The following is a 13656-nucleotide window of genomic DNA, read 5'->3' as shown; positions in this document are numbered from 1 at the left end:
GTGGCGGCACGGGCGGCGCCGGGGCGGGCAGCGCTGCGGCCAGGCCGGGGGGCAGGGCCTCCTGGCCCGCGCTGTCGGCCGCGCGGGCCAGGGCCGTCTGCAGCGCCGTGGGCACGGCCGGCGGCACTGCGGGGGCGGGCGGGCGGGCCGGGGGGGCGGGGCTCACAGCAGCCCCTTTTCGGCCATCGACAGGGCCTGGCCCGGCGCCACGATGACATGGTCGAGCACGCGCACATCGATCAGCGCCAGCGTGGCCTTGAGGGTCTGGGTCAGGGCCTCGTCGGCGCGGCTCGGCTGCACGCTGCCACTGGGGTGGTTATGGGCCAGCACCACGGCGGCGGCTTGGTGGTGCAGGGCGCGCAGCACCACCTCGCGCGGGTAGACGCTGGCCTGGGTGAGCGTGCCGCGGAACAGCTCTTCGAGCGCCAGCAGGCGGTTCTGGTTGTCCAGGAAGAGCACGGCGAACACCTCGTGCCCCTTGGCCGCCAGGTGCAGCTGCAGGTAGTGCTTGACGGTGTCGGGCGCGTCGAACACCTCGCGCTCGCGCAGCTGCTGGGCCAGGGCGCGGCGCGCCAGTTCCAGCACGGCCACCAGCTCGGCGCGCTTGGCGGGACCCAGGCCCTTGATGCGGGACAGGTCGTCGGCCGTGGCGTTGAGCAGGCCGGCAATGCCGCCAAAGCCACCCGCCACCTTGCCGGTGGCGGCGTTCAGCACGGGCGGGTCGAGCAGCTCCTGCGCCATCTGCAGCACACCCTTGCCCACGATGCCTGTGCGCAGCAGGATGGCCAGCAGCTCCGCATCGGCCAGTGCAGCGGGGCCGCGTGCGAGCAGTTTTTCGCGCGGCTGGGCGTCCGGGGGGAGGTCTTTGATGGCCATGGCGTGCAGGGAAAAGGCGGCTCAGGGGTATCCAGCCATGGGGGATTGCCCGTTTTTCTACAATAGGGGCCAGTTTATCGGGACTTTCATGACCTCTACCGCCACAGCCCTTCCCACCGTACAGCCGGGCTCCTTTCTCACGCTGCACTATCGCCTGGCAGGTCCGGCGGGGGATGTGATCAACACCTTTGCCGACAAGCCGGCCACCCTGTCGCTGGGCACGGGCGAGCTGTCGCCCGCCATGGAGCAGCGCCTGCTGGGCCTGGTGGAGGGCACGCGCGCCACCTTCGAGCTGGCCGCGGGCGAGGCCTTTGGCGAGCGCAACCCCGACATGCAGCAGTGGGTGGCGAAAAAGCTGCTCAGCGACCTGGGCAGTGCCGACGAGCAGTACAGCCCGGGCGACGTGGTGCAGTTCCCCACCCCTGATGGCATGGGCAGCTATGCTGGTGCAGTGATGCAAGTGCGCGAAGACGGTGCCGTGCGCTTCGACTTCAACCACCCGCTGGCGGGCCAGCCCGTCACCTTCGAAGTGCACGTGATCGGGATTCTCTGATGCAGACCCCCCAGGAAATCCTGCTCGCCGAGCCGCGTGGCTTCTGCGCCGGCGTGGACCGTGCGATCGAGATCGTCGAGCGCGCACTGCAGAAGTTCGGCCGCCCGATCTACGTGCGCCACGAGATCGTGCACAACACCTACGTGGTCAACGACCTCAAGGCCAAGGGCGCGATCTTCATCGAGGAACTCTCGGACGTGCCCCCGGGCGCGACCCTGGTCTTCAGCGCCCATGGCGTGAGCAAGGCCGTGCAGCAGGAAGCCCAGGCGCGCGGCTTTTCCATCTTCGACGCGACCTGCCCGCTGGTGAGCAAGGTGCACGTGGAGGTGGCCAAGCTGGCCAAGGAAGGCTACGAGTTCATCATGATCGGCCACAAGGGCCACCCTGAGGTGGAGGGCACCATGGGCCAGCTCGACCACGGCATCCACCTGGTGGAGGACGTGGAGGATGTCGCCCGCGTGCAGCCCGGGCAGACCGCAAAGCTGGCCGTGGTCACGCAGACCACCCTGAGCGTGGACGACGCGGCCGAGATCTCGGCCGCCGTGCGTGCGCGCTTCCCGCAGGTGCGCGAGCCCAAGCACCAGGACATCTGCTATGCCACCCAGAATCGGCAGGACGCGGTCAAGGTACTCAGCCCCCAGGTGGACCTGGTGATCGTGGTCGGCAGCCCCACCAGCTCCAACAGCAACCGCTTGCGCGAACTGGCCGCCAAGCTGGGCACCACGGCCTACATGGTCGACAGCGCCGAGGAACTGCAGGCCGAATGGTTCAGCGGCGTGGCGCGCGTGGGCCTCACGGCCGGCGCCTCGGCCCCCGAGATCCTGGTCAGGCAGGTGATCGACCGCATCAAAGCGCTGGGCGCCGTGTCGGTGCGCAGCATGAATGGCATCGAGGAAACCATCAAGTTCCCGCTGCCCAAGGGGCTCAAGATCGATGCCGCTACAGGCTTTGAAATCAAGGAGCGCCAACCCGAAACCGGGCCCGCTGGTCATTGAAGTTCTGAAAGTGGGCGCTCGCTGTGTCTATAACGCCACGGCGGGGCCGCTCCACAGGTCCAGAGGCGGGTCGGCCGCCACCGCGCGCAGGATGTCGGTGCGTGAGATGAAGCCCGTGAGCCGTCCCATGTCGTCGGCGACCGGCAGGCCGGGCAGGCCGGTGTCCAGCAGCACGGCGGCCACGCGGCGCAGCTCGGTGTCGGCTGCCACCGCGGGCACCGGGCTCACCATCACCTCCGAGACGGGGCGCCGGGCCAGCTCGATGGCCTGCTTCACGGCGCCCGGTTCGGGCAGCAGGTCCAGCGGCGCCATGTCGGCACGCAGCAGCAGGCCCACCACGCGGCCCTGGGCATCCACCACCGGCGCCTGGGCCACATGGTGCTCGGCCAGCCGCTGCCAGGCATCGTTGACGCGGGCTTCGGGCGCCACGGTCAGGGCCTCGCGCGTCATCACGTCGCTCACCAGCGTCAGCGGCTGGCGCGCCTGGGGCGGGCCCTGTTCGGTCTGGGCGTAGGCGCTCACGGCGTCCTGCAGGCGCAGGTTCACCGGCAGCGCCGCGGTGTGGACGGTCTGGGGCAGGATTTCGGGCTGCGCCTGCTCGTCCAGCGAGCGCGTGCGCAGGGCCTGTGGCCGCTGCACGCGCCGCACCGGGGCCACGCTGGCCAGGTTTTCCGCCCCGCCGCGGTACATCTGCCCCGAAGGGCCGAATACGAAGAACATGCCTGCAACCTCCTCTGGGGCGGTCTGCCCCCTGCAGTCGCCCTTGGCCATGTTATCGGCAGAAAAAAGGCCGGGGCACAGGCCAGGGTGTATCCAGGTGTGGCGGGTGGCGATCGCCCCGGGCATCTACACTCTGCTGCTGTCCTGAATCCGGCCCTTTGGGGCCCTCGCATCCCCATGATCGACCGCGCCGCCATTTCCGCCGCCCGCGCCCAGCTGGCCTCCCGCCCCGATTTTCTGCGCACCACGCCGCTGCTGCGCCTGAGTGGCCGATCCCTGGGCGTGGACTGCGCCGAGGTCTGGCTCAAGCTCGAACACCTGCAGGTGGGCGGCAGTTTCAAGGCGCGCGGCATGCTCTACCGCCTGCTGGCCAACCCCGTGCCCGAGAGCGGGGTCATCATCGCCTCGGGCGGCAACGCCGGCATTGCCGTGGCTGCCGCGGCACGGGCGCTGGGCGTGCGCTGCGAGGTCTTCGTGCCCGAGGTCTCGCCCGAGGCCAAGCGCGCCCGCCTGCGTGCCCTGGGGGCCGATGTGGTGGTCACCGGCGCCGCATACGCCCAGGCCTTCGAGGCCTGCGTGGCCCGCCAGAAGGCCACGGGCGCCCTGCAGGCCCATGCCTATGACCAGCCCGAAGTGGTGGCCGGTGCCGGTACCCTGGCCGCCGAGATCGAGGAGCAGGGCGGCCGCCTGCCCGACACGGTGCTCGTCAGCGTGGGCGGCGGCGGCCTGATCGGCGGCGTGGCCGCCTGGGTGGAAAGCCGCGCCCACGTGGTGGCGCTGGAGCCCGAGCGTGCCCCCACCCTGCACGCCGCGCGTGCCGCCGGTGCACCGGTGGACGTGGAGGTTGGCGGCATCGCCGCCGATTCGCTGGGCGCGCGCCGCATCGGTGCCATCGGCTGGGAGGTGAGCCAGCGCCATGTGCACGACTCGTTGCTGTTGCCCGACGAGGCCATCCGCTCGGCCCAGCAGTGGCTGTGGAAGGAGCTCAAGCTGGCCGTGGAGCCCGCCGCTGCGTTGGGCCTGGCGGCCCTGCAGACCGGCGCCTACAAGCCCCAACCCCAGGAAACCGTCGCGATGATTCTCTGCGGCGCCAACTTCGACCCCAGCGGCCTCGCCTGAGCCCCGCCGTCCCGTCCCTCTAAAATCGCCCCCATGCTAGACATTCTTCTTCTCCGCAAAGACCTCGACACGGCCATCGCGCGCCTGGAAACCCGCAAAAAGCCCCAGGCCTTCCTGGACGTGGCCGCCTTCCAGGGCCTGGAATCCGAGCGCAAGACCCTGCAGTCGCGCACCGAAGAGCTGCAATCGCAGCGCAACCAGCTCTCCAAGCAGGTCGGCATGCTGATCAGCCGCGGCGAAAAAGACGCGGCCGAGGCCACCAAGGCCCAGGTCACCGCCATGAAGGCGGAGCTCGACCAGTCGGCCGCCCGCCTGGAGCAGATCCAGGCCGAACTGCAGGCCATCCTCGTGGCCGTGCCCAACCTGCCGCACGAGAGCGTGCCTGTGGGCTCCGATGAATCGGGCAACGTTGAAGTGCGCCGCTGGGGCACGCCCGGCACCTACGCCTTCGAGGTCAAGGACCACGTCGACGTGGGCACCCCCCTGGGCCTGGACTTCGACATGGGCGTCAAGCTCTCGGGTTCGCGCTTCACCGTGATGAAGGGCCAGATCGCGCGCCTGCACCGCGCGCTGTCGCAGTTCATGCTGGATGTGCAGACCCAGGAGCATGGCTACACCGAGTGCTACGTGCCCTATGCCGTCAACGCCGACTCGCTCAAGGGCACGGGGCAGTTGCCCAAGTTCGAAGGCGATCTGTTCGCTGCCAAGAAGGGCGGCCAGGATGGCGAACCCGTGCCCGACAACGCCGCGCTCTACCTCATTCCCACCAGTGAGGTGCCGCTGACCAACTTCGTGCGCGACGTGATCGTGGCCGAGGCCGAGCTGCCGATCAAGCTCACGGCCCACACCCCGTGCTTCCGCTCCGAAGCCGGCAGCTACGGCCGCGATACGCGCGGCATGATCCGCCAGCACCAGTTCGACAAGGTCGAGATGGTGCAGATCGTGCACCCCGACAAGAGCTACGAAGCGCTCGAAGAGATGACCGCCCACGCCGAAGCCGTGCTGCAAAAGCTCGGCCTGCCCTACCGCGTGATGAGCCTGTGCACCGGCGACATGGGTTTCGGCGCTGCCAAGACCTACGACCTCGAAGTCTGGCTGCCCGCGCAGAACACCTACCGCGAGATCAGCTCGGTCAGCAACTGCGAGGCCTTCCAGTCGCGCCGCCTGCAGGCCCGTTTCAAGAACGCCCAGGGCAAGAACGAGCTGCTGCACACCCTGAACGGCTCGGGCCTGGCCGTGGGCCGTACCCTGGTGGCCGTGCTCGAGAACTACCAGCAGGCTGACGGCAGCGTGACTGTGCCCGAGGTGCTGCGCCCCTACCTGGGCGGCCTGGCGGTGCTGGCACCGCAGGCTTGATGCAAGGCGTCTGCACTCTTTGACGAACGGGCCTGCGGGCCCGTTTTTCATGGCCTGCACCCTCTTGGGCGTGCGCCAGCAGCCTTTTGCGCGTTGTGGTGCAATGCGTTCCGGCAGCGTGCCCACCACCCTGAGAGCGCGCGCCGCATCCCCTTACCATCCTTGCAGGACCGACTTCCATGACCTACCCCATGCACACCTCCAGCATCCCCGTGTTCCGCCAGATGCTGGGCGCCCTGAAGGACGTGCTCGCCAAGACCGAAGCCCATGCCACCGCGCGCAAGATCGAACCCGATGCGCTGCTGCAGGCCCGCCTCTACCCCGACATGTTCTCCATGGCGCGCCAGGTGCTCATCGCCTGCGACTTCGCCAAGGGCGTGAGTGCCCGCCTGGCCGGCGTCGAGGTGCCCTCGTTCCCCGATGGCGAGCGCCCCAGCTTTGCCGAACTGAACGAGCGCATCGACACCGTGCTCGCCTTCATCGAGGGCTTGCCCGCCGAGAACTTTGCCGAGGCCGCTACGCGCCAGATCACCCTGCAGCCCGGCACCCCGCGCGAACGCCAGTTCGTGGGCCAGGCCTACCTGCTGCACTACGGTCTGCCGCAGTTCTTCTTCCACGTGACGACCGCCTATGCGCTGGCGCGCCACAACGGCGTGGAGCTGGGCAAGAAGGACTACATGGGCAAGATCTGACCGGTGCGGTCGCTCAAGCCTTGAACGTCACCCAGGGCTTGAGCCGCACCGCTGCGCGCACCAGGCCTGCCGTTTCCTGCGCATCGATCACGGGGCCGATGGGCTTGTAGGCCTCGGGTGCTTCTTCGATGCGGCGCTCTTCGCGCAAGGTGACGCATTGCCAGGGCTGCGCAGCGTCGTCTGCCGCCCGCGGGCGCAGTGCACGCACGGCCTGCCGGCGCATGCGCCGGCCCGCACCGTGGCTGCACGACCAGAGCCAGTCGGGCGATCCCAGGCCCGTCACCAGGTACGAGGCATCGCCCATCGACCCAGGAATCAAGGCGAAGTCGCCCGCATGCGCGGGCGTGGCCCCCTTGCGGTGGATGTTCATGCCTTGCTCACGCAAAACCACGTTGTGCGGCACATCCACCACCAGGCGCGAGCCTGCTGCGCCGACGACCTGTTCGAGATCCTTGCGCACCAGTTCCGCCAGCACCACGCGATTGGCCCAGGCGTAGCGCGCTGCTGCCCCCATGGCCTGCAAATATTCATCAGCCAGCGGGCCACTGAGCCCGTACAGGCCGCTTTCCGGGTGGCGCACGCCTCGCGGCCACTGCGCCTTGGCATGGTCCATCCAGGCTTGGCCCACGTGGAAACCCACATCGCGCGAGCCGCTGTGGATCATGACCACCACGTCGCCAGCGCGCAGCCCCGCCTCCCAGGCAGCATGCCGGTCCAGCACCTCTTCTACCACCTGCAGTTCGACGAAGTGGTTGCCTGAGCCCACCGTGCCCAGGCTCGGGTCGCGGAAGACCGCGTGCCGCTCCTGCAGGTAGGCACTGGGCGCGTAGCGCGCGCTACCGCCGAAACTTGCAAGTCCAATGCATTGCGCAAGTTCTGCCCGCAGGCGCGCCTTGTCGGCATGCGCCCAGAGGCCATCGCCACCCAGCCCGTCGATGAAGGCGCTGGGGCCCTCGTCGAACAGCGCCCGGAACGCACGCGTGCTCACGGGCACGTCGCGCGCGTTGTTGAGCAGGCTGGCGGTGAGCAGGTCCACCAACCGCTGCTTGTGAGGCGCCAATTGGTCCAACCGTGCGCCAGTGGTCAACAGGCGCACGCTGCAGTTGATATCGGTGCCGATGGCGGCCGGGATCACGAAGTCCGGCGGAGTGGCCACGATGCTGCCCACCGGCGCCACCGTGCCCGGGTGGAAATCCGGCGTGGCACAGGCGCGGCAGACAGCACCGTGGCCGTGGGGATCGCGCACGGCCGCGAAGGCCAGCAATTGGCGCACGGCCTTGTCCTCCAGGGGCAGGCTGTCGGGCAGAAGGATATGGGCTTCGGCCTGGTCGTCGCGCACGTGGTAGATGCCGTCGCGATAGTCCAGGGCGATGCCGGTGCGCGCAAAGGCGCGCTGAAGTCGTAGGTAGGTTGTTCCCATGGCTGCAATTCCGCGAGGCCGGTTGGCACTCGCCGTGTCCGGGGCGCTTCGGTCATGCGAAGCAGCCTGATCTCGGACGATGAAAGACACCCGGGCCTGTAGGCCCGGGAAGCGTCCTTCTTGCAGCAGCAGGGTCAAGAAAGGAAAGGCCGCGCAGTATATCCACGCCCTTCCGGGATGGGCAAGCGGGTGCGTGGTGCCAAGGCTAAAACGGTCATGGCGGGCAATCCAATTGCAATCTGCCAAAAAAGCCTGCTATAATCGCAGGCTTCGACACACAGGAGAGGTGGCAGAGTGGTCGAATGTACCTGACTCGAAATCAGGCGTAGTGGCAACACTACCGTGGGTTCGAATCCCACCCTCTCCGCCACTGACAAAGCCCCGTGCCATCGCAAATGGCGCGGGGCTTTTTCTTTTTTCAGGGCCGGTGCTCAGTGCTGCTGGGCCACACGCTCGCGGTATCGCCGTGCAGCAAACCGGTGGTCGCCATGCACATGGTCCCGGAACAGTTGCCAGATGCTCCAAACCCACAGCAGCAGGCTGGCCAGGAACAGCGCGAGGCCCGGCCCGTAGACCAGGGCCTCGGAAGCCGATGTCCAGCGCAGGGTGCGCGCCGTGTCCAGCATGACGATCCACAGCCAGCCGAGCACGAAGGCCAGTGCACCGGCGCCGATGGTGGCCAGCCCGCGCCATGGGCCCAGCGCATGTGCCAAGCGATCCCTGTCGAACAGTGCCCATGCCAATTGACGGTCTCCTTGCTGGCATCTTAGTCCAGGCTCCAACCCAGACCACGGGGCCTGTGTCGGGGCGGCGCCGTGCTGCAATAGGTGATGGGCCGTCAGGCTGCGGGGTTCTTCTTGGCGGTCCAGGTGCCCGAGGACGCGGCGCGGGTCCAGGTGCCGCTGCCGGCAGGCGGCTTGAGCGAGCCCTTGATCTGCACGTTCTGCGTGCTTGACGGGGTCAACTGGCCTTGGTTGTCGATGTCGCCGCCCGTGCCAAAGGTGACGGCCTGGCTGCGCGAGCGGCACAGGCCCATGAAGGTGCCGGTGGCGGCCGATGCGGAGGGCATGGCGATGTCCACATTGCACAGCAGGGTGTCATCGCTCGCATCGAGGGTGAACACCCAGCCTCCTGCATATTGAAGAAGCGGATTCTCTGGCGGTGCGTCGTCGCTGCCCCCGCATCCTGCCAGGCCCATGGCCAGGGCCAGGGCCAGGGCGGTCGTCGCTATCCTTGCTGCTTTTCTCATTGCACTCCCTCGGTGGGTGGTTTTTTGTTGGTGGACGCCGATCCTGGTCGGGCGGCGAGAGGCAACCAAGCGGTAACTCCCGCCCAGTTGCATCAATGTGTAGACAGGTCGAGGGTGGCCGGCATGCGCGGAGTTGCCAGAATCGGGTCCTGGCTGCCGCGGCCCTGGCGGCGCAGCTGGCGGGCGGGTGCGGGCGGGGCGACTCAGGCTGCAGTCGCTACCGAAGGCCGGTAACGGCTCGGGGTGGCACCGGCGGTTTTCCTCATCATGCGCCGCAGTGCCGTTGCGTCCTGGTAGCCGACTGCCTCGGCCACCTGCTCCACGCCCATGCGGCTGGTTTCGAGCAGCGTGCGGGCGCGCTGCCAGCGCACGCTCTGCACCAGTGCCAGCGTGCCCTTGCCGGTGGCCTTGTGCACGTGGCGCGACAGCGTGCGCTCGCTCATGCAGAACTCTTGCGCCAACGCCGCAACCGTGGGCGGGTGCGGCAGGGCCGCCTCCACCCGGGCCGCCAGGCGTGCCACCAGCGCATCGCCGCTGACCAGCGCCTGCGGCACGATGAACGGGGCCTGGGCCTGGCGCGCGTCCAGCAGCAGCATGCGCGAGACTGCCTGCGCCAGGGCCGGGCCGCAGCGCTCGCGCAGCAGGTGCAGCACCAGGTCGGTCTGCGCGAAGGCGGCGCCGGCCGTGGTCACCGGCCCGTCGGTGCAGACCATGCGGTCGGCGTCCACCGTGCAGCTGGGCTCCATGCGCTGCAGCAGGGGCGCCAGCCACCAGGTGGTGGTGGCGCGGCGGCCGGCCAGCAGGCCTGCGGCCTGCAGCAAGAACACCGCCGAGCACGATGCCGCCACCTGCCCACCCGCGCGGGCATGCCGGGCCAGGGCGCGCGCCAGGGCCACGGCGTCGGCGTGCGCCAGGCGCTCGTGGAGCCGCCCGGGAGTGTCCATGCCCATGCCGGGCAGCAGCCAGATGGAGCGGTCGCCGCCATGGCGCGCGGGCAGGCGCGTGGTCTGAACCGCCATGCCGCCCTGCAGGCGCACCAGGCCTCCGGCGATGGAGCAGGTACGCCAGCGCGGCGCTACAGCCCCGGCATGCCCGGCCAGTGCGCCGGCGGCGGTAAGCATGTCCTGCGTGGCGGCCACGCTGCTGGCATAGGCCCCTTCGGGCACCAGAACGGTGAAATCGTACATGTCGAATAACGCCTTGAAAATGTCGGAACAGACACTCCTATTGTGGCGGCCGCAGGGTTCCAATGCCAGCTTTCCACCGCAACAGGAGCGCATGTGCCCAATATCCTCGTGAAAATCCCGAAAGGGGCATTCCCCGGCGAACACCGCCGCCTGCTGGCCCGCGGCATCACCGCCGCGGCCACCGCCGCCGAACAAATGCCGCCCGACGACCCTGCCGCCCAGTCCTTGTGCTGGGTGCTGGTGGAGGAGATCGAAGCCGGCCAGTGGACCTGTGGCGGCGCCGACGCCACCGCCCTCCTGCTGCCCTGCATGGCCATCGTGCACGTGCCGCAGGGCGTGCTGGACGAGGGCGCCCGGGGCCGCTACGCACAGCAGATGCACCAGGCCTTCGTGCAGGCCATGCCGGCGGGCGATGCGCGACGGCTGGCCACTTCCACTCTGCTGCAGGAGGTGCCCGATGGCCACTGGGGCGCCAACGGCCGCCTGTGGCACCTGGCGGACTTCACCCGCGCCGCGGGCTACGCGCACCTGCAGCACCTGCTGGCGCCAGGCGCCCCGGCGGCCGCGTGATGCCGGGCCGCCGCATGGACCAGGACGACGCCCTGGAGGATTTCGACCGGCGCGAGGTCACGATCGAGGGGGTGATGCGCCCGGTGTACCAGGCCGGTTCCGGTCCGGCCGTGGTGGTGATGGCCGAGATGCCAGGCATCAGCCCGCAGGTGGCGCGCTTTGCGCGCTGGGTGCGCGATGCCGGCTTCACGGTGTTCATGCCCTCGCTGTTCGGCCGCGATGGCGCGGTGCCGGCGGTCGACGAGGGCATCGCCGTGTTCCGGCGCACCTGCATCAGCGCCGAGTTCAGGGCACTGGCCGGGCAGGGTGACACCCCGGTGGTGCGGTGGCTGCGCGCGCTGGCGCAGCTGGCGCATGCGGAATGCGGCGGGCGGGGCGTCGGCGCCATCGGCATGTGCTTCACGGGCAGCTTCGCGCTGTCGATGGTGCTGGAGCCTGCGGTGATCGCCCCCGTGGTGTGCCAGCCCTCGCTGCCTCTGGACGACCCGGCCGGGACAGGCATGGGTGCCGCCGAACTGGCGGCGGTGCGCCAGCGCTTGGAGCAGGGCGGCCTGACCGCGCTGGCCTACCGCTTCGAGGGCGACCGGCACTGCCGGGCCGAGCGATTCGCGGCATTCTCCGAGGCCCTGGGTCCGCGCTTCGCCACCCGCGTGCTGCCCGACAGCTCGGCCAACCCGGAGACGGCGCCCTTCTTCGAGCACGTGGTGGCCAGCCCGCACAGCGTGGTGACTGCGCATCTCATCGATGGCGCAGGCCAGCCGACGGCGGCGGCGCGCGACGAGATCCTGGCCTTCTTCCGCCAACAGCTCGTGGCGTGACCTTGCCCTGGCCTCCGGGCCCCGGCATCACCCGTTTGTGGTGTGGTGGAAACAGGCCAAAAGCGGTAGCCTGCCGGGTTTGCGCGTAGTGTGCTGTCCCGCAAATAGGTGGCATAAATAAAGCCGATGGATTTCCCCGTGCCCACACGGAGCGTTCAACGGCCTTGTGCAAGAATTCGCGCGTACCCGCCCTTTCCATTCATTTCATGCCACGAAGGATGTGCCAATGATCTCCCTCCGCAATTCCGCCCTCGCACTGGCCGTCGCCATGGCCGGCCTGGCTGCTGCACCCGCGCACGCAGCCGACCCCGCTGTGTTCGATGCGGCCACGGGCCGTCTGCGCTTTCCCATTCTGCAGATCGACGGCAACCTGAAGTTCCGCGATGTGGTGATCCAGTTGGCTTCGCCTGGCCAGCTGCGCCTCAACGATGCCAGCGTGGGGGCCGAGATCAGCTTCACCTCGGCGGGCAATGTGTTGCGCATTCCGCAGCTGAACTTCGGTGGCACCCTCTACCCTGCCGTAAGCCTGACCGGCCCCGGCTTCACGTTGGTGAGCTTCGGTGATGTCGTGATCGATGCCGGCACCCCAAGCAACTACACCCTGGACATCCGCGTGACGGCCCAGGGCACGCCCGTGCCCTTGATCACCATCAACAACATGCCCAAGCCCGGCAACCAGGCCGCGTTCTGCAGCGATCCGGCGCTGCAGCAGACGGTGCTGGAAAACGCCGGCGCTGCGCAGGCCACCTGGACCATGTCGACCTGCACCTTCAGCGGCAACACCGGCCGCATGACGGGCACGCTGACCATCACCACCCCGGTGGCGGCTGCGATTCCTATCGTCGCGAACTTCACCTACCGCTGACCAATCGGTTCTTTCCTTTCAGTTATTCATTGCGCGGTGCGCCACCCGCGACGCATGAAACTGGCGCGGCCAAGGCCAGTGCCCCCGCGCAAGGGCCGCCCCGCCGCACTGGGGGCGTCCCCCTCCCAGATTGCGAAGCAATATGAGAGAGGGGCTGAGGGCCGTGGCTCCAAGCCTGCCTGCGCAGGCTTGGACGTGCCCGAAGAGACACCGCCTCTGGCGGTGGCACCGAGGCGCGAAGCGACTCAGGGGGCGTTTCACTTCAATGCGCCGGGGCCTCGATATGGCCCGGCGCATCCACCTGCACCGTGGCATGGCCGATGCCGTGCTCGCGGCGCAGGTAGCCGGCCACCAGCGCCGGCAGGGCCAGTGGGTCGGTGCCCGGTGCGGGCGCCACGTGCACGGTGGCCACCGTGCTGTCGTCCGTCAAGGTCCATGCATGGAAGTGGCCGACCTCGGCCACGCCCGGCAGGGCACGGATGCCGGCCTCGGCGGCCGCCAGGTCCAGCCCCCGGGGCACGGCCTGCAGCAGCACCACCAGCGCATCCGATACCAGCCCCCAGGCCGATCGCACCACCAGCACGGCGACCAGCACCGAGAGCAGCGGGTCCAGCACCGTCCAGCCCGTGGCCATGATGCCGATGGCCGCCGCGATGGCGCCCACCGATCCGAGCAGGTCCCCCACCACGTGCAGCAGGGCGCCGCGCAGGTTGCCGTCGTTGCGCTCGCCACGCAGGAGGATCCAGGCGCCCGCCAGGTTGACCGCCAGCCCGATGGCCGCGACGACGAGCATGGGCCCTGCCAGCACCTCCGAGGGCGTGCGAAAGCGCTGCACCGCCTCCCAGGCGATCCAGGCCACGAGCAACAGCAGCGAGGCCCCGTTGGCCAGCGCCGCGAGCACGCGCACGCGGTGAAAGCCGTAGGTGCGCTTCAGGTCGGGTGGGCGCCGCGCCACGCGGTAGGCGATCAGCGCCAGCAGCAGGGCCGCCGCATCCGAGACCATGTGCCCCGCATCGGCGATCAGCGCCAGCGAGCCTGACAGCGCGCCGCCCACGGCCTGCACGGCGGCATAGCCGGCCGTCATCGCAAAGACCAGGCGGATGCGCCGCTCGTTGGCGGCCGTGACCGAGGGGGCGTGGCTGTGCTCGCCGCCTGGTGCATGGCTGTGGCCATGGTCCCCATGGTGGTGGGGCTCGCCGGGTGCGTGGGCATGTGGGTGTTCGTGCATGGCGCATT

Annotated in this window: 15 protein-coding genes and 1 tRNA gene; 9 read left to right on the top strand and 7 right to left on the bottom strand. The window is 69.2% G+C overall.

Annotated elements, in window-relative coordinates; all coding sequences use genetic code 11:
- Nucleotides 1–162: 162 nt before the first annotated feature.
- Nucleotides 163–876: a RadC family protein gene (gene radC / locus AC3WOH_RS22815; RefSeq protein ID WP_492231607.1), complete on the bottom strand. Its 714-nt coding sequence runs from the start codon at nucleotides 874–876 to the stop codon at nucleotides 163–165.
- 88 nt (nucleotides 877–964) lie between these two features.
- Here radC and AC3WOH_RS22810 point away from each other — a divergent pair, with 88 nt between their 5' ends.
- The gene (locus AC3WOH_RS22810) at nucleotides 965–1429 is read left to right on the top strand and encodes an FKBP-type peptidyl-prolyl cis-trans isomerase (protein ID WP_184863006.1); all 465 of its coding nucleotides are present in this window, start codon (nucleotides 965–967) and stop codon (nucleotides 1427–1429) included.
- Nucleotides 1429–2424 (top strand): 4-hydroxy-3-methylbut-2-enyl diphosphate reductase, encoded by a 996-nt coding sequence (gene ispH, locus AC3WOH_RS22805; protein ID WP_492231606.1) that lies wholly within the window; start codon nucleotides 1429–1431, stop codon nucleotides 2422–2424. The genes AC3WOH_RS22810 and ispH overlap by 1 nt, the downstream gene beginning before the upstream one ends.
- Nucleotides 2425–2451: 27 nt before the next feature.
- On the opposite strand, the gene AC3WOH_RS22800 is transcribed toward ispH, so the two are convergent.
- Nucleotides 2452–3144 (bottom strand): CBS domain-containing protein, encoded by a 693-nt coding sequence (locus AC3WOH_RS22800; protein WP_492231605.1) that lies wholly within the window; start codon nucleotides 3142–3144, stop codon nucleotides 2452–2454.
- 177 nt (nucleotides 3145–3321) lie between these two features.
- Between AC3WOH_RS22800 and AC3WOH_RS22795 the strand changes: the two genes are divergently transcribed.
- The 3 genes from AC3WOH_RS22795 (at nucleotide 3322) to AC3WOH_RS22785 (ending at nucleotide 6311) form a co-directional block, all read left to right on the top strand.
- Nucleotides 3322–4263, top strand: coding sequence for a threonine/serine dehydratase (locus AC3WOH_RS22795; protein WP_492231604.1), 942 nt, complete (start codon nucleotides 3322–3324; stop codon nucleotides 4261–4263).
- 33 nt (nucleotides 4264–4296) lie between these two features.
- Nucleotides 4297–5619 carry a serine--tRNA ligase gene (serS, locus tag AC3WOH_RS22790; protein ID WP_492231603.1) on the top strand — a complete coding sequence of 441 codons (1323 nt, stop codon included), beginning with the start codon at nucleotides 4297–4299 and terminating at the stop codon, nucleotides 5617–5619.
- Between the two features lie 179 nt (nucleotides 5620–5798).
- The gene (locus tag AC3WOH_RS22785; RefSeq protein ID WP_492231602.1) at nucleotides 5799–6311 is read left to right on the top strand and encodes a DUF1993 domain-containing protein; all 513 of its coding nucleotides are present in this window, start codon (nucleotides 5799–5801) and stop codon (nucleotides 6309–6311) included.
- A 13-nt stretch (nucleotides 6312–6324) separates the two neighbouring features.
- On the opposite strand, the gene AC3WOH_RS22780 is transcribed toward AC3WOH_RS22785, so the two are convergent.
- Nucleotides 6325–7731, bottom strand: coding sequence for an RtcB family protein (locus tag AC3WOH_RS22780; protein WP_492231601.1), 1407 nt, complete (start codon nucleotides 7729–7731; stop codon nucleotides 6325–6327).
- A gap of 280 nt (nucleotides 7732–8011) precedes the next feature.
- Between AC3WOH_RS22780 and AC3WOH_RS22775 the strand changes: the two genes are divergently transcribed.
- Nucleotides 8012–8101, top strand: a tRNA-Ser gene (locus tag AC3WOH_RS22775).
- Between the two features lie 61 nt (nucleotides 8102–8162).
- Here AC3WOH_RS22775 and AC3WOH_RS22770 read toward each other — a convergent pair.
- The 3 genes from AC3WOH_RS22770 to AC3WOH_RS22760 all read right to left on the bottom strand — a co-directional run bounded on the left by AC3WOH_RS22770 (nucleotide 8163) and on the right by AC3WOH_RS22760 (nucleotide 10167).
- A complete protein-coding gene (locus AC3WOH_RS22770; protein WP_492231600.1) occupies nucleotides 8163–8474 on the bottom strand; it encodes a hypothetical protein in 312 nt (103 codons plus the stop codon).
- A gap of 95 nt (nucleotides 8475–8569) precedes the next feature.
- The gene (locus AC3WOH_RS22765) at nucleotides 8570–8980 is read right to left on the bottom strand and encodes a hypothetical protein (protein WP_492231599.1); all 411 of its coding nucleotides are present in this window, start codon (nucleotides 8978–8980) and stop codon (nucleotides 8570–8572) included.
- A 203-nt stretch (nucleotides 8981–9183) separates the two neighbouring features.
- Complete coding sequence (locus AC3WOH_RS22760; protein ID WP_492231598.1) at nucleotides 9184–10167, bottom strand: GlxA family transcriptional regulator; 984 nt, start codon at nucleotides 10165–10167, stop codon at nucleotides 9184–9186.
- 108 nt (nucleotides 10168–10275) lie between these two features.
- Between AC3WOH_RS22760 and AC3WOH_RS22755 the strand changes: the two genes are divergently transcribed.
- The 3 genes from AC3WOH_RS22755 (at nucleotide 10276) to AC3WOH_RS22745 (ending at nucleotide 12420) form a co-directional block, all read left to right on the top strand.
- A complete protein-coding gene (locus tag AC3WOH_RS22755) occupies nucleotides 10276–10737 on the top strand; it encodes a tautomerase family protein (RefSeq protein ID WP_492231597.1) in 462 nt (153 codons plus the stop codon).
- Nucleotides 10738–10751: 14 nt separating this feature from the next.
- Nucleotides 10752–11555, top strand: a complete 804-nt coding sequence (locus AC3WOH_RS22750; protein ID WP_492231596.1) for a dienelactone hydrolase family protein — start codon at nucleotides 10752–10754, stop codon at nucleotides 11553–11555.
- A gap of 226 nt (nucleotides 11556–11781) precedes the next feature.
- Nucleotides 11782–12420: a hypothetical protein gene (locus AC3WOH_RS22745; RefSeq protein ID WP_492231595.1), complete on the top strand. Its 639-nt coding sequence runs from the start codon at nucleotides 11782–11784 to the stop codon at nucleotides 12418–12420.
- A 262-nt stretch (nucleotides 12421–12682) separates the two neighbouring features.
- Here the strand turns inward: AC3WOH_RS22745 and AC3WOH_RS22740 are convergent, their stop codons facing one another.
- Complete coding sequence (locus AC3WOH_RS22740) at nucleotides 12683–13648, bottom strand: cation diffusion facilitator family transporter (protein ID WP_492231594.1); 966 nt, start codon at nucleotides 13646–13648, stop codon at nucleotides 12683–12685.
- Nucleotides 13649–13656 lie beyond the last annotated feature (8 nt).

It is taken from the genome of Acidovorax sp. FW305-C-20-28, from assembly GCF_058783375.1.
The sequence above is the reverse complement of the archived record's forward strand: the minus strand, read 5'-3'. Positions and strand labels throughout refer to the sequence as shown.

Coding starts and splice junctions, on each gene's coding strand:
- radC (WP_492231607.1), bottom strand. CDS start 876: ATGGCCATCAAAGACCTCCCCCCGGACGCCCAGCCGCGCGAAAAACTG.
- AC3WOH_RS22810 (WP_184863006.1), top strand. CDS start 965: ATGACCTCTACCGCCACAGCCCTTCCCACCGTACAGCCGGGCTCCTTT.
- ispH (WP_492231606.1), top strand. CDS start 1,429: ATGCAGACCCCCCAGGAAATCCTGCTCGCCGAGCCGCGTGGCTTCTGC.
- AC3WOH_RS22800 (WP_492231605.1), bottom strand. CDS start 3,144: ATGTTCTTCGTATTCGGCCCTTCGGGGCAGATGTACCGCGGCGGGGCG.
- AC3WOH_RS22795 (WP_492231604.1), top strand. CDS start 3,322: ATGATCGACCGCGCCGCCATTTCCGCCGCCCGCGCCCAGCTGGCCTCC.
- serS (WP_492231603.1), top strand. CDS start 4,297: ATGCTAGACATTCTTCTTCTCCGCAAAGACCTCGACACGGCCATCGCG.
- AC3WOH_RS22785 (WP_492231602.1), top strand. CDS start 5,799: ATGACCTACCCCATGCACACCTCCAGCATCCCCGTGTTCCGCCAGATG.
- AC3WOH_RS22780 (WP_492231601.1), bottom strand. CDS start 7,731: ATGGGAACAACCTACCTACGACTTCAGCGCGCCTTTGCGCGCACCGGC.
- AC3WOH_RS22765 (WP_492231599.1), bottom strand. CDS start 8,980: ATGAGAAAAGCAGCAAGGATAGCGACGACCGCCCTGGCCCTGGCCCTG.
- AC3WOH_RS22760 (WP_492231598.1), bottom strand. CDS start 10,167: ATGTACGATTTCACCGTTCTGGTGCCCGAAGGGGCCTATGCCAGCAGC.
- AC3WOH_RS22750 (WP_492231596.1), top strand. CDS start 10,752: ATGGACCAGGACGACGCCCTGGAGGATTTCGACCGGCGCGAGGTCACG.
- AC3WOH_RS22745 (WP_492231595.1), top strand. CDS start 11,782: ATGATCTCCCTCCGCAATTCCGCCCTCGCACTGGCCGTCGCCATGGCC.
- AC3WOH_RS22740 (WP_492231594.1), bottom strand. CDS start 13,648: ATGCACGAACACCCACATGCCCACGCACCCGGCGAGCCCCACCACCAT.